We start from the raw sequence: 19152 nt of genomic DNA, 5'->3' as shown, positions 1-19152 counted from the left end.
CATGGCTTATCGACTCGACTTCCAGTCGCTCGCCGGCTACGCGCCCGTGCTGGCCAAGGGACTCGGCGTAACCGTCGAACTGATCGCCGTGGGCGCCGTGGCGGGCGTGGCCATAGGCATAGCCGCGGCGTGGGCACGCACGGAGGGGCCGCGCTGGCTACGGCCCCTCGTCACCGCCTATGTCGAGTTGATCCGCAATACGCCCTTCCTGATCCAGCTGTTCTTCATTTTCTTCGGTCTGCCCGCGCTGGGTGTGCAATTGGCCGAGATGCAGGCGGCCTGCCTGGCGATGGCGGTAAACCTGGGCGCATACAGCGCGGAAATCATCCGCGCCGGCATCGCGGCCACCCCGCGCGGCCAGTACGAAGCGGGGGCGAGCCTGGCCATGACGCGGATGGAGGTCTTTCGCCACATCATCCTGAAGCCGGCGCTGTCGCGCATCTGGCCGGCGCTGTCGTCGCAGATCGTCATCGTGATGCTGGGCTCGGCGGTGTGTTCGCAAATCGCCGCCGAGGACCTTTCCTTCGCGGCCAACTTCATCCAGTCCCGCAACTTCCGCGCCTTCGAGGTCTACATCGTCGCGACGGCCATCTACCTGCTGCTGGCCATCGTGCTGCGCCAGGTCCTGCGGCTGCTCGGGCGGCACCTGTTCGGGAGAACGGCGCGATGATGACCTTCACGCTGTGGGACATCGTCCGCAACCTGCTGCTGGCTGCCCGGTGGACCGTGCTGCTGGCCGTGGTCGCGTTCGCGGGCGGCGCCCTGGTGGGCCTGGCCGTGTTGATGATGCGCGTATCGCGCCCGCGCTGGATGCGCCGCATTGCATGGGCTTTCATCGAACTCTTCCAGGGCACGCCGCTGCTCATGCAGTTGTTCCTGACGTTCTTTGGCCTGTCGCTGGCAGGCATCGACGTGCCTGCGTGGCTGGCTGCCGGCAGCGCCTTGATCCTGTGGTCGGCGGCCTTCCTGGCCGAGATCTGGCGCGGGTGCGTCGAATCGATCAACCGCGGGCAATGGGAAGCCTCGGCCAGCCTGGCCATGGGCTATGCGCAGCAGATGCGGCACGTCGTGCTGCCCCAGGCGATGCGCATCGCCGTCGCTCCCACGGTCGGCTTCGCCGTGCAGATCGTCAAGAGCACGGCGCTCACTTCCATCATCGGGTTCACCGAGTTGTCCAAGGCCAGTACGGTCATCACCAACGCGACGTTCGACCCCTTCACGGTCTACGGCATGGCCGCGGCGATCTACTTCATTCTCTGCTGGCCGCTGTCGCGCGCCAGCCTGCGCCTGGAAAGGAAGCTCAATGCCCCTCATCGCCATTGAAGACATCCGCAAGCGTTTTGGCACCAACGAAGTGCTCAAGGGCGTGACGCTGCGCGTCGAGCCCGGCGAAGTCATCGCCATCATCGGCAAGAGCGGGTCCGGCAAAAGCACCCTGTTACGCTGCGTCAATGGCCTGGAAACGCTGGACGGCGGCGCGATCATGGTGGCCGACGCCAAGCTGGTGCCCGACGACCTGCACCTGCGCGCACTGCGGCTGAAGGTGGGCATGATCTTCCAGCAATTCAACCTGTTCCCCCACCTGACCGCCGGCCGCAACGTCATGCTCTCGCCCATGGTCACCCGCAAGCTGGCGGAAGCGGAAGCCGAGACCCTGGCGCGCGCCATGCTTGAACGGGTGGGCCTGGGTCACAAGTTCGATGCGTGGCCCGACCAGCTGTCGGGCGGCCAGCAGCAGCGCGTGGCCATCGCCCGGGCGCTGGCGATGCAGCCCATCGCCCTGCTGTGCGACGAAATCACGTCCGCGCTGGACCCCGAGCTGGTCAACGAAGTGCTGGCCGTCGTCCGTGGACTGGCCGCGGATGGGATGACGCTGTTGATGGTGACCCACGAAATGCGTTTCGCGCGCGAAGTCTGCGACCGGGTCGTCTTCATGCATGAAGGGCGCGTGCATGAGCTGGGGCCCCCGGATGAGGTGTTCGGCAATCCGCGCACGCCCGAACTGCAACAGTTCCTGGGCATGGCGCACTGACGTGGCGTGGCGGCGGCCGCGGTTGTTCTCCGCCGCCGCCGTGGTGTCCGTGGCCGCGCTACCGGCTGAGGCCGCGCGCCGCGATCGGCCACACCCCTTCGACCACGCCGCCGCGCACCGCCACCAGTTCGCTGTGCAGGTTGAACGTGGGATCGACGTGCGACGGCACCAGGCGCAGCTTTTCGCCCAGGGCTGGCGCCGCCGTGCCGGCGGCCACGCGCAGGACGCCGTGCTCATCATTGGCGGCGACATACTGAAGATTGTCGCGCTCGTGCACCTTCGGCAGCCCGCACTCGATGGTGGTGGACTTCAGCCCCACGTCCAGCACGGCTCGGTCCGGCGTCGGCACGCTCATCACGGTACCTAGCAGGAACAGGCTGTTGCCGAACTTCAATTCGCCGGCCCATTCATTGGCGCCGTAGTCGACGTCCATGAAAGCGTAGCTGCCGGCCTGCAGTTCGGTATAGACATCGCCAGGGCCGTCGAATTCCGCGCTGCCGGTGCCGCCGCCCGTAATGATGGGGCAGGCGTAGCCGTGCTCGTGCAGGACCTCGGCGCACTGGCGCGCGCGGGCAGCCGACTCCAGACAGGCCTGGGCCCGCTCGGCATGGCCGCGGCGGTGCTGGAGGGAGCCGTGATAGGCCTGTATGCCGGCGAAGCGCAGGCCCGGCAGGCTTTCCACGCGGCGCGCCAGTTCCAGCGCCGCCGTGGGCGATGCGACGCCGCAGCGGCCCTGGCCGACATCGATCTCCACCAGCACATCGACCCGCGCCCCCTGCGCGGCCACCGCCCGCGACAGGGCGGCGACGTTCTCCGCATGGTCGACGCAGACGCTGATCCGGGCACGGCGCGCCAGCTGGGCGAGCAAGGCGAGCTTCGCCTCGCCGACGACTTCGTTGCTGATATGGATGTCGGCGATGCCGGCCGCGACGAAGGGCAGCGCTTCGCTGACCTTCTGCACGCAGACGCCGCGCGCACCCAGCGCGATCTGGCGCAGCGCGATCTCGGGACACTTGTGCGCCTTGGCGTGCGGCCGCAAGGCCACATCATGGCGGCGCGCCCAATCCTGCAATGTGCGCAGGTTGGCTTCGAAGACGTCGAGGTCCAGGACCAGGGCCGGCGTGTCCACGTCGGCCAATACCATGCCGGGGCGAGCCGGCGGGGGCAGCGTCAAGGCAGGCAAGCCGCTGCCCTGAAGGTCGATCTCGGTATTTTCCAAACGGGTACTCCTTGTCAAAGTGCAATGTGTTATTGCCGATACAATCAAATTTCTGAATATTCTCTGAAAAAAACGCAAAGTCACTGATAAGGTATGTAACTCGACGCCTATGGCTGTGTTGTCCCTCCGCATCGTCGGTTGCCCCCCAACATGAATAAGCGTAAAGTGAATTTACGTTTGCTGGTTTGCCGATAAGCGGGCCGACTGGGCAAACAACGACTGAAGACGGCGCAATATGTTCGATATCCTGGTCTACCTTTTCGAAAATTACTACACGCCGCAAGCCTGTCCCGCGGCGGATGTCTTGGCGAAACGCCTGGCAGCGGCTGGCTTCGAACATGAAGATATCGATGATGCGCTAGGCTGGCTGTACGGCCTGGCGGAAACCACGGAACGGTGCGTCGACCTCGCTGCTCAACCCGGTACCGGGATGCGGGTCTACACAGACAGCGAATATCGCCAGCTGGGCACCGAAGCCATCGGCTTCATCACCTTCCTCGAAACCGCTGGCGTCCTGCCCGCGCCCTTGCGCGAAATCGTCATCGACCGCGCGCTGGCCGCGCCCGAGTCGCCGGTGCCGCTGGCCAAGCTCAAGATCACGGCGCTGATGGTGCTGTGGAGCCAGGAAGCCGACATCGACAACCTGGTGCTCGAGGAATTGCTGGACGACGACGGCGACGTGCGGCGCCTGCACTGACGCGCGGCTGCCCAGCCCCGCGCTCATGCGCATCGAACCGGCCCTGACGGGCCGGTTTCGTTTTGGGTTTCGTTCTGGATTCCGGTTTGGGATCTCCGTCCCCGTAAGGCCGTCGGCTTGCGGTTTAATGTCGGCATGTCGCCCATCGCTTTTGCTTTTTTGCCATGACCTACGTCGGCCGATTCGCGCCCAGTCCCAGCGGACCGCTGCATGCGGGATCGCTGGTGGCCGCGCTGGCCAGCTATCTGGATGCGCGCGCGGCGGACGGCCGCTGGCTGCTGCGCATCGAGGACGTGGACAAGCCGCGCAGCGTGCCGGGCGCCGACCGCGTGATCATGGGACAGCTGGAGACGTTGGGGCTGCATTGGGACGGCGAAGTGATCTGGCAGTCCGCGCGCGACGCGGTCTACCAGCAGGCATTCGATGCGCTTGCCGGACGCGGCCTGGTCTATGGCTGCGGCTGCACCCGCCGCGAGATCGCCGAGGCCGCGGCGGCGGCGGCACTGCGCGAAGACGCGCACAACGACAATGGCGCGGCCGCGGGTGAAATGCCTGGGCGCGCGGCGCCCGTCGCCCTGTCCGACCCCGCGTTTGGCGACAGCGAACGCCCCTATGCGGGAACCTGCCGCCACGGCCTGCCGCCGGGACGTAGCGCGCGCGCCTGGCGCCTGCGCGTGCCGCCCGGCATCGAAGTCTTCGAAGACCGCTGGCTGGGCGTGCAGCGCCAGGATGTGGCGCGGTCGGTAGGCGATTTCGTACTGCGCCGCGCCGACGGCCTGTGGGCGTATCAACTGGCGGTGGTGGTCGATGACGGCGCGCAAGGCGTCACCGACATCGTACGCGGGGCCGACCTGCTGACCTCGACGGCACGCCAGCGCGTGCTGGCGCGCATGCTGGGCCTGGCGCCGCCGCGTGTCATGCACGTGCCGCTGGTCCTCGACCCGCATAGCGGCCTGAAGCTATCCAAGCAGAACCACGCACCCGCGCTCGACGTGGCGCGGCCCCTCGTGGCCCTGAACCACGCCTGGCAGGCGCTGGGCTTCACGCCCCTGGCCGCCAGCGATCCCGCCACGTTTCTCCGCATGGCCACCACCGCCTGGGCGGCGCGCTGGACATCGGGCGTCAAAGCGGCTTGAAGTCCTCGCCGAGCAGCCGCACCAGCAGGCCCGTGCCGCTGTCGTCGACGCGCAATTCGCCATAGCGGGCGCCTGCATAGTGCTCGCCCTGGCCTTCGGGGAAGAAATAGGCATTGGTGACGATGCGTACGCCATCGGCGCGCAGGCGGTAGCGCAACACCACCTCTTGCGCGTCATGCGGCTGCGGGGCGACCTGCACGCGCACGGGCTGGGCGACGCCCCGATCGTCGGGCTTGAGCACCAGATAGGCGTCTATGAGCGGCGCGTGCAGCACGCCATTGCTGGCGGGAAGGTTGTCCTGCATCGTGCCGACCGCCTGCGCGGCGGCGAAGCGCAAGTCCATATAGTCACCCTGCAGCAGGGAGCGGGGGTCGCGTGACGCCAGTTCCAGCCGCACGAGCTGGCCGTTCGCCAGCAACTGTTCGCGCTGCCAGATCGCCGTGTTGGCAATGCCCAGGCACAGCAGCAGTCCCGCCGCGACCAGCGCCGCCCGCCATGGCGCCGGCTGCGCGGGCCGCGGCGCCGGGGGCATCGCGACACCGCGCAGGCGCGGCACCGCCCAGACAGCCACGCGCATCAGCAGCAGCAAGGCGCCCGCGCCCGCCAGCAAGGCCGCCTTGTACAGCAGCGGCGTGTCCAGGCGGTAGTAATAGAAGACCAGACACAACAATACGGCGGCCTGGCCCAGGCGGAACAGGCGCGCGCGTCGCAGGCCGAAGCCCAGCAGCAGCCAGGTCAGGGCATAGGCCACGCCGGGCCAGGACAGCCAGAAAACGGCCAGCACCGCCAGGCCCAGCGGCACCCCGTAGCGCACGCCGCGGCCCAGCACCGCGCGGCGGGGATGCAGCACCGCAATGGCGGCCACCACCGGCAATATCACCACCAGCGCCAGGTAGGCCACCGACGGCGCATACGTGCGCCACAGGTCCGGCAAGTGCCAGACCGGCACGCCGGCCGCCAGGACCACGCTGGCCTGGGCGGCCAGGGCAAAGGACCAGGCCAGTGGCAGCAGGGCGTCGTGGCGACGCGCCGACAGGCGGGGATTGGAAATGAAGGCCAGCGCCGCCACCCAGGCGGTCAACAGCGACGCGGGCAGCCACAATGCGATGCCGCGCAGGTCGTCGAACGCGATCCAGCGCAGTACCGCATCGACCAGCGTGTCGTAGGCATGGGCGCGCTCGACCGCGAAAGCGGTAAGCAGATAGACCGCCACCACCATGGTCAGGCCGCTGAGAAAGCGCAGGATGGCGTCCGGGCCGAACAGGTAGATCACGATGGCCAGCGCCAGCACGAAAACCGCCGCGCTGGCCGGCGAATTGGCATCGGAGAGCCCCGCCATCACCAGGACCTGGCCGCTGAAGGCCAGCGCGGTGGCGCATTGGCGCCAGAACGGCCCCTCGGCGGCGCGCACCATGGCCACGCCGATGGCGCACAGCACCAGCCCGCCTACCAGCGCGCCCGACGCGCTGGAGATCAGGCCGGAGACCCCCAGGAACAGCAGCAGCAAGAGGCTGGCAAGCCACGCGCTCAAGCCCAGCAGGCCCTGGACGAACCAGGGCGCCGGCCCCCGGTCCGGCGGCAGCTCCGCCAGTTGCGCCACGGGTGTCTGCAGGTCTATGGGCGAGCCGGTCGCCTGGCCGGGCTCCGCGTCCTCCCTACGGTCGCGCCCCGGCGCGGGCACGGCCGGCTCGACCTCCGCCCCCGCCGAGATCCCGGCGGGCTCGGCGTCGGCCAGGGTCCGGGCCGCCCCGCGCGGCGTCGATGCCGCCAGCCGGCGCAGCCAGCGCGCGGCCAGCACCGCCTCGCCCATCAGCAGGCCCGCGAGCGGCAGGACCACCCAGATGCCAGGCTCCAGGTTCATCAGCCACTCGCCCACCACCCGCAGGGACACGCAGATCACGCCCGCCGCCAGCAGGGCAAGGATCACCAGGTCGCGCCGCAGCACGACGTAGAACGCCGCCAGCGCCAGCGTGACCAGCACCCACGCCACGCCGGTATAGGACCCCAGGTTCTCGAAGCCCAGGCCGCCGAAGACCAGCGCGAGGACCAGGACGCCCACGGCCAGCAGGGCCAGCACCCGCGGCCCGATGCCGGTACGCGCCTGCCAGCGCCGGGCGCAGAACTCCCACACGCCCAGCAGGACCAGGTTCAGGGCGGCGACCACCAGGCTGGGAAAACCGGGGCCGTCGAACAGGCCCCACCAGGCCAGCACCCGCTCGCCCAGCAGCAGCACCACGGCCGCATTGACCAGCAGGGCCCACAGCAGCCAAAGTCCCTGGCTGCGGGCGGCCACCGCCCAGGGCAGCATCAGCACCGCCCAGGCGGCGAACAGCTCCCAGTTGTCCGCGCCGGTCTGGTAGGTCTGGCCGATCAGCGCCAGCAGGGCGCCCAGCAGCACCGTCGCCAGCCCCAGCACGGCGGCCCGGCCATGGCGGGCATTGGCGCTGTCGGCGCCCCGGGCATAAAGGACGGCTGCCAGGACACCGGCGACCGCCATCGCCACCTGAACACTGGACAACCGTTGTATCTTGGAAAAAAGAGGCCAGTTCGCCGCCACCCAGCACAAGGCCGCGCTCGCCAGCAGCAGCAGGCCCAGGGCCAGGGTGGTCCGGGCCAGGAAATGGCGCCAGATGTGCTGTTCAGATCCTGCGTGCGACGAGCCGGTGACTTGCATGTGGCGAATCTCCCCTCTTATCATCCGCGCTACTGCGGCGGACCGCCGTCATTGGATACTCATGAGCAAAACCTTGATTATTGCCGAGAAGCCCTCGGTTGCCCTGGATATATCACGCGCCCTGGGAGGCTTTACGCGTGAGGGGGAATACTTTGAAAGCGAACGTTACGTGCTCGCTTCCAGCATCGGTCATTTGCTCGGCCTGGTCGCGCCCAACGATCCAGTCAAAGGGAAATGGAGCTTCACGCACCTGCCCGTCATTCCGCCGCAATTCGAATTGGGACCGGCCGACAAGCGTTCCAGCGAGCGCCTGAAGCTGCTGGTCCGCCTGATCAAGCGCAAGGACGTCGATGCCATCATCAACGCCTGTGACGCGGGCCGCGAAGGCGAACTGATCTTTCGTTACATCATTCAATATGCGGGTGTGAACAAGCCCGTGAAGCGCCTGTGGCTGCAATCCATGACGCAGGCCGCCATCCGCGATGCCTTCGCCAACCTGCGCGAGGACGTGCAGATGAAGCCGCTGGAGGCCGCCGCCCGTTCGCGCGCCGAGGCCGACTGGCTGGTGGGCATCAACGGCACCCGCGCCATGACCGCCTTCAACAGCAAGGACGGCGGTTTCTTCAAGACGCCGGTGGGCCGGGTGCAGACGCCTACGCTGGCCATCGTCAACGAGCGCGAGAACCGCATCCGCAACTTCGTTTCGCGCGACTACTGGGAAGTCCGGGCCAGCTTCGTGGCCGCCGCCGGCCTGTACGACGGCCGCTGGATCGATCCCGATTTCAAGAAGGACGAGCGCGATCCCGAGAAGCGCGAATCGCGCCTGTGGTCGCTGGCGGCCGCGCAAAGCGTCGTGGCGGCCTGCCGCGAGCAGCCCGGTACGGTCACCGAGGAATCCAAGCCGTCCTCGCAGATGTCGCCGGCCCTGTACGACCTGACGTCGCTGCAACGCGAAGCCAACGGCCGCTTCGGTTTCTCCGCGAAAACCACGCTGGCGCTGGCGCAGACGCTTTATGAACGCCACAAGGCCCTGACGTATCCGCGTACCGACTCGCGCTACCTGCCCGAGGACTACATCAACACGGTGCGCGACACCATGCGCACGCTGTCCGAGGCCGGCAGCGGGCCGGCGGGCGCGGTGTCGCGCCATGCGGCCAAGATCATCGAGCAAAGCTGGGTCAAGCCCAACCGCCGCATCTTCGACAACAAGAAGGTGTCGGACCACTTCGCCATCATTCCGACGCTGCAGGTGCCGCGCGACCTCAGCGAAGCCGAGGCCAAGCTCTACGACCTGGTGCTCAAGCGCTTCCTGGCCGTCTTCTTCCCGGCCGCCGAGTACCGCGTGACCACCCGCATCACCGAGGTGCAGGGCCATCGCTTCCGCACTGACGGCAAGGTGCTGGTGGCGCCGGGCTGGCTGGCCGTCTACGGCAAGGAAGCCCAGGACGAGGACGCGAACCTGGTGCCGGTGCAGGACGGCGAAACCGTGCGCACCGAGGATGTCGAGGCGGTCGGCCTGAGCACCAAGCCGCCCGCGCGCTACAACGAAGGCACGCTGCTGTCGGCGATGGAAAGCGCAGGCAAGCTGGTCGAGGACGAGGAACTGCGCGAGGCCATGTCGGAACGGGGCCTGGGCACGCCGGCCACGCGCGCGGCCATCATCGAAGGCCTGCTCAACGAGGGCTATCTGCGCCGCGAAGGTCGCGACCTGGTGCCCACCGCCAAGGCGCGCCAGCTGATGACGCTGCTCGCGGGCCTGGATGTCTCCGAACTCACGTCGCCCGAACTGACCGGCGAATGGGAGCACAAGCTCAAGCAGATCGAGCAGGGCGGCCTGGCGCGCGACGCCTTCATGCGCGAAATCGCGCAGATGACCCAGGTCATCGTCAAGCGCGCCAAGGAATACGAGCGCGACACCGTGCCGGGCGACTACGCCACGCTGAAGACGCCTTGCCCGAACTGCGGCGGCGTGGTGAAGGAAAACTACCGGCGCTATGCCTGCACCAATTGCGACTTCTCCATCAGCAAGCATCCGGGCGGTCGCACGTTCGAGCTGCCGGAAGTGGAAGAACTGCTGGCCAAGCGCGAAATCGGCCCGCTGCAAGGCTTCATCAGCAAGATGGGGCGGCCGTTCGCGGCCATCCTGCGGATCACCGGCGACAACAAGCTGGAGTTCGATTTCGGCCAGAGCAACGAGGACGATAACGAGCCCGTGGATTTCTCCGGGCAGACGCCCGTGGGCGCCTGCCCGAAATGCCATTCGCGCGTGTTCGAGCATGGCATGAGCTATGTCTGCGAGAAATCGGTGGGGCCGGAGAAAAGTTGCGACTTCCGTTCGGGCAAGGTCATCCTGCAACAGGAGATCTCGCGCGAGCAAATGGAGAAGCTGCTCAACGAAGGCCGCACCAGCCTGCTCGACGGCTTCGTTTCCAGCCGCACCAACCGCAAGTTCAAGGCCTTCCTCGTCCGCCAGCCGGACGGCAAGATAGGCTTCGAGTTCGAACCGCGCGGCGACAAGCCGGCGCGCAAGACGGCGAGCGGCGCGGCGGCGGGAACGGCGGCCAAGGCGCCGGCGAAGACGGCCGCGAAGAAGGCAGCCACCAAGACGGCAAGCAAGACCGCCGCCAAGAAGGCCACGAAGACCACCACGGCGACGAAGACGGCGACCAAGACGGCGACGAAGAGCGCCGCGAAGAAGACGGCCGCCAAAACGGCCGCCAAGAAGGCCGCGCCGCGCAAGGCCACGGCCTGAGCCACCAGGCGCTGCGTCCCCGCACGGCGCACCATGCCGTGCGTCGGGACCAGGCCCGCGCCGCCTGCCGGCGGTCAGCACACCCCAAAGGCCCGATGTCGGTCCGTCGGTCCGTCGGTCCGTCGGTCCGTCGATCCGTCGATCCGTCGATCCGTCGATCCGGCCTTTGGGTGTTTTTCATGACGCCAGCCAGGCTGCCATCGGCCCCCCCATGCCGCATCGATTTGGCCTGTCCGCCACGGCCGGCGTAGACTGTGCCCACGGCCGGCCACGCGTGCGCGCCCGCGCCGGACGACGATACCCATATTCCGAGAGACAAACCGGCCGACGCGCCCCCGCTGCCCCGGCCACCGTACAAGGAGACACCACGGCCATGCATCAGCACTACATCGACAATCGCTCCGTCGCTCCCTCCTCCGGCGACAGCATCCCCGTGGTCGACCCCTCCACCGGCCAGGAATTCGACAGCATCGCGCGCGGCAACGCCGCCGATATCGACCGCGCCGTGCAAGCCGCGCGGCGCGCCTATGACGGCGCCTGGGGCAAGCTGACCGCCGCCGAGCGCGGCAGGCTGCTGCTCAAGCTGTCGAACAAGGTGCTGGACCATTTCGATGAACTGGCCCAGCTGGAATCGCGCGATTGCGGCAAGCCCACCAAGCAGGCCCGCGCCGACGTCACGGCCATCGCACGCTATTTCGAGTTCTATGGCGGCGCCGCCGACAAGCTGCACGGCGAGACCCTGCCTTACCAGAACGGCTACACCGTGCTGACCCTGCGCGAGCCGCATGGCGTCACCGGCCATATCGTGCCGTGGAACTATCCGCTGCAGATCTTCGGACGCAGCGTCGGCGGCGCGCTGGCCGCGGGCAATGCCTGCGTGGTCAAGCCGGCGGAAGACGCCTGCCTGTCGTTGCTGCGCGTGGCCGAACTGGCCGCCGACGTGGGCTTTCCGCCCGGCGCCATCAACATCGTCACCGGCTATGGCCATGAAGCGGGCGACGCGCTGGTCCGGCATCCCGGCATCGACCATATCTCGTTCACCGGGTCGCCGGCTATCGGCATCCTCGTCACGCAGGCCGCCGCGGCCAATCACACGCCCGTCATCACGGAACTGGGCGGGAAGTCACCGCAGATCGTCTTCGAGGATGCCGACATCGATGCCTTGTTGCCGGTGGCCATCAACGCCATCGTGCAGAACGCGGGGCAGACGTGCTCGGCCGGCAGCCGCCTGCTGGTGCAACGCAGTATCTATGAAAAGGTACTGGACCGCCTGGGCAATGCCTTCGCCGCGCTGCGCGCCGGACCGGCCGGCAGCGACTTGGACTGCGGCCCGCTGATCCGCAAATCGCAGCAGGCGCGCGTGGCCGAATTCCTCGCCGACGCCCGCAAGGACGGCATCGCGACCGTGGCGCAAGGCAGCCTGGAGCAAGGCGCGCCGGAACAGGGCTACTACCAGGTGCCCACCTTGCTGCGCGACGTGCCGCTCACGCACCGGCTGGCGCGCGACGAAGTGTTCGGCCCCGTGTTGGCGGCCATTCCCTTCGAGGACGAGGCCGACGCCGTCCGCATCGCCAACGGCACCGACTACGGCCTGGTGGCCAGCGTCTGGACGCGCGACGGCGGGCGCCAGTTCCGCATCGCCCGCAAGGTGCGCGCGGGCCAGGTATTCATCAACAACTACGGCGCCGGCGGCGGCATCGAGCTGCCCTTCGGCGGCGTGAAGGCCAGCGGCCATGGCCGCGAGAAAGGGTTCGAGGCGCTCTACGGTTTCACCGTCCTGAAGACGATCTCCATCAAGCACGATTGAAGAAAAAGGGCAGGCGGCCTGAACTGCCCCCTGGAGGTCGGACATGCATCCAACCTTCAAGGGCCGCTTCAGCCACGCCTGCCCTGTTTGACGCGGGATACCCCGTGGCCGGTCAGGCCTCGTCTTCGTACCACACGCCTTCGGCCAGCATCATGCGATGATGGCCCTGTCCGGCCGGCATCATGGGAAAGCAGTTCTCCTGCTCGGCCACGCAGACATCCAGGAAGAAGGGACGCTCGCTGGCCAGGCAGCGCGCCAGCGCGGCGTCCAGCTCGGCGGGATCGGACACCCGTTCGGCGTCCCAGCCGAAGGCGCGCGCCAGGGCAACGAAGTCCGGCAGCGATGCGTTGTAGCTGTGGCTGTAGCGTCCGCCATGGATCAGCTCCTGCCACTGGCGCACCATGCCCATATAGCCGTTGTTGCACAGGACGACCTTGACAGGGGTGTCGTGCTGCACGGCGGTGGACATCTCCTGGATGTTCATCAGCACCGAGGCGTCGCCGCTGACGCACACCACCGTACGATCGGGATGCGCGACCTGGGCGCCGATCGCGGCCGGCACGCCGTAGCCCATGGTGCCGGCGCCGCCCGAGGTCAGCCAGCGATGCGGCGCCTCGAATTTCAGGTACTGCGCAGCCCACATCTGGTGCTGCCCGACATCGGTCGACACGATGGCGTCGCGGCCTTCCAGCGCGGCCTGCAGTCGCTGCATCAGATGCTGAGGCAGGATGGCGTCGGCGCTGGGGGTCACGCGCAGGCAGTCCTTGGCGCGCCAGCGGTCGATGCGCTGCCACCATGCGTGCAGCTGCTCGGGCGGCGCGGCTGCCTGCAGTTCTTCCCGCAATGCCGCCACCAGCGGCAGGCAGTCGCCCACCATGGCCACGTCCACGCGCACGACCTTGTTGATGGACGCAGGGTCGATATCGATATGGATCTTGCGCGCATGCGGGCAGAAGTCCGCCAGCCGGCCGGTGATGCGGTCATCGAAGCGCGCGCCGATGCAGACGATGAGGTCCGCATGATGCATGGCCAGATTGGCTTCCAGCGTGCCATGCATGCCCAGCATGCCCAGGAACTGCGGGTCCGACGCGGGAAAGGCGCCCAGCCCCATCAGCGTCAGCGTGCAAGGCGCGCCGGTATGCCGGACCAGGTCGGTAAACGCCGCGCAGGCTTGCGGGCCGGCATTGATCAGGCCGCCGCCCCCGTAGAAAACCGGGCGGCGCGCCTGGGCGATCATCGCGGCGGCGCGCCGGACGGCTGCCTGCGGCAGCTTCAGCGGCGCCTTGCCGGCCTGGCGGCGCGCCCGCAGGGCGGCCACGCCCTGGCGCTCGCTGGCGGGCAGCGCGTCGTCCTGGTCGGCCGGCAGGGCCAGTTGTACGTCCTTGGGGAAATCCACCAGCACCGGACCGGGACGGCCCTGGCGCGTCAGGGCCAGGGCCCGGCCCACCGTATCGGCCACCTGGTCCAAGGCGCGGATCTGCGTGTTCCATTTGGTGATCGGCCGCGAAATGCCGATGGCGTCGCATTCCTGGAAAGCATCGGTGCCGATGGCCGACGTCGCTACCTGGCCACTGACGCACAGCACGGGAATGGAGTCGCACATGGCATCCAGCAGGCCCGATGTGGTGTTGGCCATGCCGGGACCGGACGTTACGAACACCACGCCGGTGCGGCCGGTGGTGCGCGCATAGCCCTCCGCCGCGTGCACCGCGGCCTGTTCATGCCGTACCAGCACGTGGCGCAGGCGGGGTTCGTTGTACAGGGCGTCGTACAGCGGCAGCACGGCGCCGCCGGGATAGCCGAACACCGTATCCACGCCGTTGGCGATCAGGGTTTCGAGGAGGATGCGGGCGCCGTTGCGGGGGGCGTCCTCGGCGGGCGCGACGAGGGGCGCGGTCCGGGGGCGGGCCTTGAGGATGGGGCGGGCCGGCTGGGAGGGCGTGTCGGACACGGGCGGGTCGGCGGCCAGGGCGGCGGAGGGGAGCGGTGCATTCATGTGAAACATATTACGTGGAGTTTTGCGGAATTTTTATCCTGTTTTTCTCTGTTTCTGCGCACGATGTAGTAAATTTTCCCGAGCCAATTGGATTTCTCCGGAAAATTTCCCATGATGCATCTCGACAAATTCGACCTGGCCATTCTCAAGGCCTTGCAGGGCAACGCGCGCGCCAGTCTGAACGAGATCGGCACGGCGGTGGGGCTGTCGTCCACGCCTTGCTGGAATCGCATCAAGCGGATGGAGGCCGCCGGCGTGATCCGCGGCTATACGGTGAACATCGACCCCGCCGCGCTGGGCTTCATGGACACGGTCATCGTCCACGTCACGCTGGAAAGCCACAGCGAGGAAACGCTCTACGAATTCGGCCGCGCGCTGGCGCAGATCCCCGAAGTGCTGGAAGCCTTCCTGGTCTCGGGCGACTACGACTACTTCATACGCATCGCCGTGCGCGATACGCGCGACTACGAGCGGCTGCTGCGCGAACAGCTCTATCGCATCCCCGGCATACGGCACAGCAAATCCAGCTTCGTCCTGCGCCGGCTGAAGGAAACCATGCTGCCGCTCACGCCCCCCACGCCGATATAATCCCGCAACCGCTACCCCCCAAAATCCCATGCGGCCGCGCTGATTTCGCGCGCGCCCACTTTCCTGGCTGTCCATGACCACCGACACTCCCAAACCCTGGCACGTGGTGCGACGCTCCAAGCTGCACGGCAACGGCGTCTTCGCCGCGCGCAAGATCCCGGCGGGCACCCGCATCATCGAATACGGCGGCGAACGCATCAGCGCGAAGGAGGCGGACCGCCGCCATCCGACCAACCCCGACGACCCTTTCCATACCTTCTTCTTCTCCATCACCTCCGGCAAGGTCATCGACGGCGGCGTGGACGGCAACGATGCGCGCTGGATCAACCACAGCTGCGCGCCGAACTGCGAGGCGCAGGAAGGCAAGGGCGGCAAACGGGTGTACATCGTCGCACTGCGCGACCTGGCGCGTGGCGAAGAGCTGGTGTACGACTACGGCCTGGTCCTCGACGGCAAGATCACCAAGTCCCTGAAGGAAGGCTACAAGTGTCTTTGCGGCGCCCCGGAATGCCGCGGCACCATGCTGGCCCTGCCCGAGAAGAAGCGGAAGAACAAGAAAAAGGCCGAGGCCGATTAATAAGCGCCGCGCATAGACTTATAAAGATTTATATAAGCTTCCACCCCTGCCGGCAGGGGGGACTTCCCGCCATCGCCCCTTCCACGGGCGTACAATGTTTCGCATGCTGTCCTTTCCGGGCGGCATGCAGTACGTCTTCAGGGCGGGGTGCAAGTCCCCACCGGCGGTAGGCCGCGAAAGCGGCGAGCCCGCGAGCGTCCGGCGCCGTATCGGCCGGAGTCAGCAGATCTGGTCCAACTCCAGAGCCGACGGTAATAGTCCGGATGAGAGAAGATGTGCCGGCATACGCATCCCTTAGTCGGGCCTCATGGGCCTGCGCGCGGCTTGCGCATACGGTTCTTTGCCCTGGAACGTTTTTCGCCCCCTTACCTTGCGAGAGCGTTTCAATGTCCCAGCTTCAACATTCCCTTCCCGCCACGTCAGCCGCTCCGGCCCTGGACGCACAGCCCTTTTCCCTGCGCCTGACCCGTGCCTTGCACCATCTGCGCATCGGCCGCCCCGTCATCGTGATGGATGACTTCGACCGTGAGAACGAAGCCGACCTCATCGTCGCCGCCGACAAGCTGACCGTGCCCGTCATGGCACAGCTGATCCGCGACGGCAGCGGCATCGTCTGCCTGTGCCTGCCCGACGAAACCCTGGATCACCTGCAACTGCCGCAGATGGTGCGCGACAACGGCAGCCGCCACGGCACCGCCTTCACCGTTTCCATCGAGGCCCGCGAAGGCGTGAGCACCGGCGTCTCGGCGCAGGACCGCGTCACCACCATCCGCGCCGCCATCGCGCCGCACGCCCGGCCCGACGATATCGTCAGCCCGGGCCACGTCTTCCCCCTGCGCGCCCAACCCGGCGGCGTACTGACCCGCCGCGGCCATACCGAAGGATCGGTGGACCTGGCCATCCTGGCCGGCCTGCGCCCCGCCGCCGTCCTGTGCGAACTGATGAATGCCGACGGCACCATGATGCGCGGCGCCGCGCTGGAGCGTTATGCCGCCAATCACGGGCTGGTCGGCCTGACCATCGCCGAACTGGCCGACTACCGCCGCGGCCTGCTGCTAGCCGGCGCGGGACAAGAGGCCAGGGCCATCGACGCGGATCAGGCCGTCGCGGCCTGATCGCCTGCGGGGTCCGCTGCGGGTCCCTGCCTGACCACTAGCGGATCCGCGCCCCGCGCTTCGCCGAGACGTGGGCCGCGGATCGGGCAGGTTCCCCCGCCAACCGGCCTAGGTCGATCCTCATCCAGCGCTGCCGACATCCTGGGCGATGCGCCGCAGGCAAGCCCGCGCGTCGCCCACCACCACCGTCGCGCTGCACGCCAGCATCAGGTTCAGGTTCATCCCGAAATCCTCGACCGTATAGCCCTGGTCATCGACATACCGCGTGCCATGGGCGTCGCTGGCCTGGCCGACGCTGACTTGTTCGACCACGCTGCCGCCCTGCCCGGTATAGGCCCAGACCGGCTTGCCCAGCGCGATGGCATAGCCCACCTCGAAGGCCGTGCCGGAATCGGGCTCGGCGCCGCGAAAGGGATTCAGGTTGGCCATGACGCCGTCGGCGGACTGGATCAGCCGCACATTGGCGCAATAGATCCAGCGGGCCAGGTCTGGACCGGCCAGGTCGGCCGGCGCCTGGTGGTCCAGGGGATACAGTCCTTCGATGCCCACCTCCGCGCAAAGCACCTGGAGCGCCCGGCCATGGGCAAGGGCGTCGGGACGGAAGACATCGAAACCGGCGAGATAAATACGAAAAGGCATGGGACGCTCCCCTGAAAAAGGACGCATTGAACGTATGCGCGGGCGATCAATAATCCCAGATTACCGGCACCCAGCGAAAGACATCGCCGTCGACCGCCACCCGGCCGACCGAGGGGAACGGCAGATGGGCGGCCACCAGCAGTCCGCGGTTCTCGGCAAGCTCCCGGAAGAGGCCGATACGAACGCGGGCGGATTTCTCGGGATCATGCTCGAATCCGTTGTGCCATTCGGGATGATCGAAGCCAACCGGAAACATGGCGTCGCCCGCGAAGGTCAGGCGCTCGCCACCCGAGATCAGGTCGACCACGCTGTGCCCTGGCGTATGGCCGCCGGTGTGGCGGACCACTACGCCCGGCGCCACTTCCTTCGTATCGTCGAAAACATGCAAGCGGTCGCGGTATTCGCTATAGAAGCTCGTGGCGGTCGAGCGCAGCACCGCCGGCACCGGCTTGGGCATGACGGTCCGCGAGAAGTCAGGCGACGTCCAGAAAGCCACTTCGGTAGCGTTGACGTGGATGCGCACATCCTTACGAAGGCGCTCCTTCACGCCGGGCACCAGCAGGCCGCCCACGTGATCCATGTGCATATGCGTGATGATGACATCGGTCACGGACTCCAGGGGGATGCCCGCGGACGCCAGCCGCTGGGGGAATTGCCCGGCACGCGGGAAGCCGGAGAATTGTCCGCCCAGTCCCGCGTCGATGAGGATGGTCTGCTTTGCGCTCCGGGCGACCATCACGTTAAGGGGCCAATCGAAAGCGTCCGGCGGCATGAACATATGGTCCAGCCAGTTGGCCAGGTCGGCCGGGTCGGCGTTGGTGGCCATCGTTGCGGTGGGCAGCGGCAGCACGCCGTCGCTGATCACCATCGCGTCTATCTCTCCGATGCGCAAGGCATAACGGGACGGAACAAGGTCGACGGCTTGCTGGCTGTCGGCGTGGAAGGGTTGGTCTATGGCGAGCATGGCGAAATCTCCGTAAGAACTGGCAGCGTGGAAGCTGGCAGCGAGAAAGGAAACAGCGAAAGAGGAAGAGGCAAAAGGCGACGCCTCATGCCGTGGCGAGGATGAAGGCCAGCAGGTCGGCATTGACGCGGTCTTGCAGGGTGGCGGTGAGCCCATGCGATGCGCCGGGGTAGTAGATCTCCTGCGCGTTCTTCACCAGGCGCGCGGCCTTCTTCGCAGAATCGCGGACCGGCACGATCTGGTCGTCCTCGCCGTGCATGAACAGGGTGGGCACATCGATCTTTTTCAAGTCTTCGGTGAAATCCGTTTCGGAGAATGCCTTTACGCATTCATAGGCATTCTTCTGACCGCTTTGCATGCTCCACAGCCAGAACTGATCCAGCATGCCCTGCGACACCTTGGCGCCGGCGCGATTGGCGCCGTAGAAGGGAATGGCCAGTTCCTTGTAGAACTGCGAGCGGTCGCCCGCCACGCCGGCACGAATGCCGTCGAATACGTCGATGGGCAGGCCTTCCGGGTTGGCGGCCGACTTCAACATCACGGGCGGTACCGCGCCGATGAGCACGGCCTTGGCAACACGCCGGGTGCCGTGGCGGCCGATGTAGCGCACCACCTCGCCGCCGCCGGTGGAGTGGCCGACCATCGTGATGTGCTTGATGTCCAGCGCTTCGATCAGTTGCGCCAGGTCATCGGCATAGGTGTTCATGTCGTTGCCGGCGGAGGGCTGCGACGAGCGGCCATGTCCGCGCCGGTCATGCGCAATGACCCGGAACCCGTTGCGCGCCAGGAAATGCATCTGCCCGTCCCAGGCATCGGCATTGAGCGGCCAGCCGTGCGAGAAAGTGACGACCGGGCCGTCACCCCAGTCCTTGTAGTAGATCTGGGTGCCATCCTTGGTGATAAAGATATTGCTGGCCATGATCGTGCTCCGGTCGGTTTGGAGACTGCGTTGTACG

General features: G+C 67.2%; 16 protein-coding genes and 1 riboswitch. Of the genes, 10 read left to right on the top strand and 6 right to left on the bottom strand.

What is annotated here, in order from left to right:
- Nucleotide 1 precedes the first annotated feature (1 nt).
- The 3 genes from C7R54_RS11245 to C7R54_RS11235 are packed head-to-tail and all read left to right on the top strand — an operon-like array spanning nucleotide 2 to nucleotide 2032.
- Nucleotides 2-670 carry an amino acid ABC transporter permease gene (locus C7R54_RS11245; protein WP_129150542.1) on the top strand — a complete coding sequence of 223 codons (669 nt, stop codon included), beginning with the start codon at nucleotides 2-4 and terminating at the stop codon, nucleotides 668-670.
- Nucleotides 667-1323 carry an amino acid ABC transporter permease gene (locus tag C7R54_RS11240; RefSeq protein WP_129150541.1) on the top strand — a complete coding sequence of 219 codons (657 nt, stop codon included), beginning with the start codon at nucleotides 667-669 and terminating at the stop codon, nucleotides 1321-1323. Before C7R54_RS11245 ends, C7R54_RS11240 begins: the two co-directional genes overlap by 4 nt.
- Nucleotides 1304-2032 (top strand): amino acid ABC transporter ATP-binding protein, encoded by a 729-nt coding sequence (locus C7R54_RS11235; RefSeq protein WP_129150540.1) that lies wholly within the window; start codon nucleotides 1304-1306, stop codon nucleotides 2030-2032. The genes C7R54_RS11240 and C7R54_RS11235 overlap by 20 nt, the downstream gene beginning before the upstream one ends.
- A gap of 58 nt (nucleotides 2033-2090) precedes the next feature.
- Here C7R54_RS11235 and C7R54_RS11230 read toward each other — a convergent pair whose 3' ends face one another.
- On the bottom strand, nucleotides 2091-3176 hold the full coding sequence (locus C7R54_RS11230; RefSeq protein WP_129151024.1) for a DSD1 family PLP-dependent enzyme: 1086 nt from the start codon (nucleotides 3174-3176) through the stop codon (nucleotides 2091-2093).
- 310 nt (nucleotides 3177-3486) lie between these two features.
- Here C7R54_RS11230 and C7R54_RS11225 point away from each other — a divergent pair, with 310 nt between their 5' ends.
- Nucleotides 3487-3948: a Smg family protein gene (locus C7R54_RS11225; protein ID WP_129150539.1), complete on the top strand. Its 462-nt coding sequence runs from the start codon at nucleotides 3487-3489 to the stop codon at nucleotides 3946-3948.
- A gap of 164 nt (nucleotides 3949-4112) precedes the next feature.
- Complete coding sequence (gluQRS, locus tag C7R54_RS11220) at nucleotides 4113-5084, top strand: tRNA glutamyl-Q(34) synthetase GluQRS (RefSeq protein WP_129150538.1); 972 nt, start codon at nucleotides 4113-4115, stop codon at nucleotides 5082-5084.
- Here the strand turns inward: gluQRS and C7R54_RS11215 are convergent.
- Nucleotides 5071-7758 (bottom strand): GDYXXLXY domain-containing protein, encoded by a 2688-nt coding sequence (locus C7R54_RS11215; RefSeq protein ID WP_129150537.1) that lies wholly within the window; start codon nucleotides 7756-7758, stop codon nucleotides 5071-5073. The genes gluQRS and C7R54_RS11215 overlap by 14 nt on opposite strands.
- A gap of 61 nt (nucleotides 7759-7819) precedes the next feature.
- Here C7R54_RS11215 and C7R54_RS11210 point away from each other — a divergent pair, with 61 nt between their 5' ends.
- The gene (locus tag C7R54_RS11210; protein WP_129150536.1) at nucleotides 7820-10510 is read left to right on the top strand and encodes a DNA topoisomerase III; all 2691 of its coding nucleotides are present in this window, start codon (nucleotides 7820-7822) and stop codon (nucleotides 10508-10510) included.
- A gap of 373 nt (nucleotides 10511-10883) precedes the next feature.
- The gene (locus C7R54_RS11205) at nucleotides 10884-12317 is read left to right on the top strand and encodes an aldehyde dehydrogenase family protein (protein ID WP_129150535.1); all 1434 of its coding nucleotides are present in this window, start codon (nucleotides 10884-10886) and stop codon (nucleotides 12315-12317) included.
- A 112-nt stretch (nucleotides 12318-12429) separates the two neighbouring features.
- On the opposite strand, the gene ilvB is transcribed toward C7R54_RS11205, so the two are convergent.
- On the bottom strand, nucleotides 12430-14313 hold the full coding sequence (gene ilvB, locus C7R54_RS11200) for a biosynthetic-type acetolactate synthase large subunit (protein WP_192903641.1): 1884 nt from the start codon (nucleotides 14311-14313) through the stop codon (nucleotides 12430-12432).
- 114 nt (nucleotides 14314-14427) lie between these two features.
- Between ilvB and C7R54_RS11195 the strand changes: the two genes are divergently transcribed.
- The 3 genes from C7R54_RS11195 (at nucleotide 14428) to ribB (ending at nucleotide 16593) form a co-directional block, all read left to right on the top strand.
- Entirely contained in the window at nucleotides 14428-14901 is a 474-nt protein-coding gene (locus C7R54_RS11195) for an Lrp/AsnC family transcriptional regulator (protein ID WP_129151022.1), read from the top strand.
- A 73-nt stretch (nucleotides 14902-14974) separates the two neighbouring features.
- Nucleotides 14975-15478 (top strand): SET domain-containing protein, encoded by a 504-nt coding sequence (locus tag C7R54_RS11190; RefSeq protein ID WP_129150534.1) that lies wholly within the window; start codon nucleotides 14975-14977, stop codon nucleotides 15476-15478.
- Between the two features lie 129 nt (nucleotides 15479-15607).
- Nucleotides 15608-15757: riboswitch (FMN riboswitch) on the top strand.
- Nucleotides 15758-15864: 107 nt separating this feature from the next.
- A complete protein-coding gene (gene ribB, locus C7R54_RS11185; protein WP_129150533.1) occupies nucleotides 15865-16593 on the top strand; it encodes a 3,4-dihydroxy-2-butanone-4-phosphate synthase in 729 nt (242 codons plus the stop codon).
- 120 nt (nucleotides 16594-16713) lie between these two features.
- On the opposite strand, the gene C7R54_RS11180 is transcribed toward ribB, so the two are convergent.
- The 3 genes from C7R54_RS11180 to C7R54_RS11170 form a co-directional block, all read right to left on the bottom strand.
- Nucleotides 16714-17232, bottom strand: coding sequence for a nucleoside 2-deoxyribosyltransferase (locus C7R54_RS11180; protein ID WP_129150532.1), 519 nt, complete (start codon nucleotides 17230-17232; stop codon nucleotides 16714-16716).
- A gap of 46 nt (nucleotides 17233-17278) precedes the next feature.
- Nucleotides 17279-18196 carry an MBL fold metallo-hydrolase gene (locus C7R54_RS11175; protein WP_129150531.1) on the bottom strand — a complete coding sequence of 306 codons (918 nt, stop codon included), beginning with the start codon at nucleotides 18194-18196 and terminating at the stop codon, nucleotides 17279-17281.
- A gap of 85 nt (nucleotides 18197-18281) precedes the next feature.
- Complete coding sequence (locus tag C7R54_RS11170) at nucleotides 18282-19115, bottom strand: alpha/beta fold hydrolase (RefSeq protein WP_377814721.1); 834 nt, start codon at nucleotides 19113-19115, stop codon at nucleotides 18282-18284.
- Nucleotides 19116-19152 lie beyond the last annotated feature (37 nt).

This window comes from Achromobacter aloeverae (assembly GCF_004121055.1).
Classification (GTDB): Bacteria; Pseudomonadota; Gammaproteobacteria; order Burkholderiales; family Burkholderiaceae_B; genus Bordetella_C; species Bordetella_C aloeverae.
This window is presented reverse-complemented; position numbering and strand designations above follow the sequence as displayed.

Coding starts and splice junctions, on each gene's coding strand:
- C7R54_RS11230 (WP_129151024.1), bottom strand. CDS start 3,176: ATGGTATTGGCCGACGTGGACACGCCGGCCCTGGTCCTGGACCTCGAC.
- C7R54_RS11215 (WP_129150537.1), bottom strand. CDS start 7,758: ATGCAAGTCACCGGCTCGTCGCACGCAGGATCTGAACAGCACATCTGG.
- C7R54_RS11205 (WP_129150535.1), top strand. CDS start 10,884: ATGCATCAGCACTACATCGACAATCGCTCCGTCGCTCCCTCCTCCGGC.
- C7R54_RS11245 (WP_129150542.1), top strand. CDS start 2: ATGGCTTATCGACTCGACTTCCAGTCGCTCGCCGGCTACGCGCCCGTG.
- C7R54_RS11170 (WP_377814721.1), bottom strand. CDS start 19,115: ATGGCCAGCAATATCTTTATCACCAAGGATGGCACCCAGATCTACTAC.
- ribB (WP_129150533.1), top strand. CDS start 15,865: ATGTCCCAGCTTCAACATTCCCTTCCCGCCACGTCAGCCGCTCCGGCC.
- C7R54_RS11240 (WP_129150541.1), top strand. CDS start 667: ATGATGACCTTCACGCTGTGGGACATCGTCCGCAACCTGCTGCTGGCT.
- C7R54_RS11175 (WP_129150531.1), bottom strand. CDS start 18,196: ATGCTCGCCATAGACCAACCCTTCCACGCCGACAGCCAGCAAGCCGTC.
- C7R54_RS11180 (WP_129150532.1), bottom strand. CDS start 17,232: ATGCCTTTTCGTATTTATCTCGCCGGTTTCGATGTCTTCCGTCCCGAC.
- C7R54_RS11210 (WP_129150536.1), top strand. CDS start 7,820: ATGAGCAAAACCTTGATTATTGCCGAGAAGCCCTCGGTTGCCCTGGAT.
- ilvB (WP_192903641.1), bottom strand. CDS start 14,313: ATGAATGCACCGCTCCCCTCCGCCGCCCTGGCCGCCGACCCGCCCGTG.
- C7R54_RS11190 (WP_129150534.1), top strand. CDS start 14,975: ATGACCACCGACACTCCCAAACCCTGGCACGTGGTGCGACGCTCCAAG.
- gluQRS (WP_129150538.1), top strand. CDS start 4,113: ATGACCTACGTCGGCCGATTCGCGCCCAGTCCCAGCGGACCGCTGCAT.
- C7R54_RS11195 (WP_129151022.1), top strand. CDS start 14,428: ATGCATCTCGACAAATTCGACCTGGCCATTCTCAAGGCCTTGCAGGGC.
- C7R54_RS11235 (WP_129150540.1), top strand. CDS start 1,304: ATGCCCCTCATCGCCATTGAAGACATCCGCAAGCGTTTTGGCACCAAC.
- C7R54_RS11225 (WP_129150539.1), top strand. CDS start 3,487: ATGTTCGATATCCTGGTCTACCTTTTCGAAAATTACTACACGCCGCAA.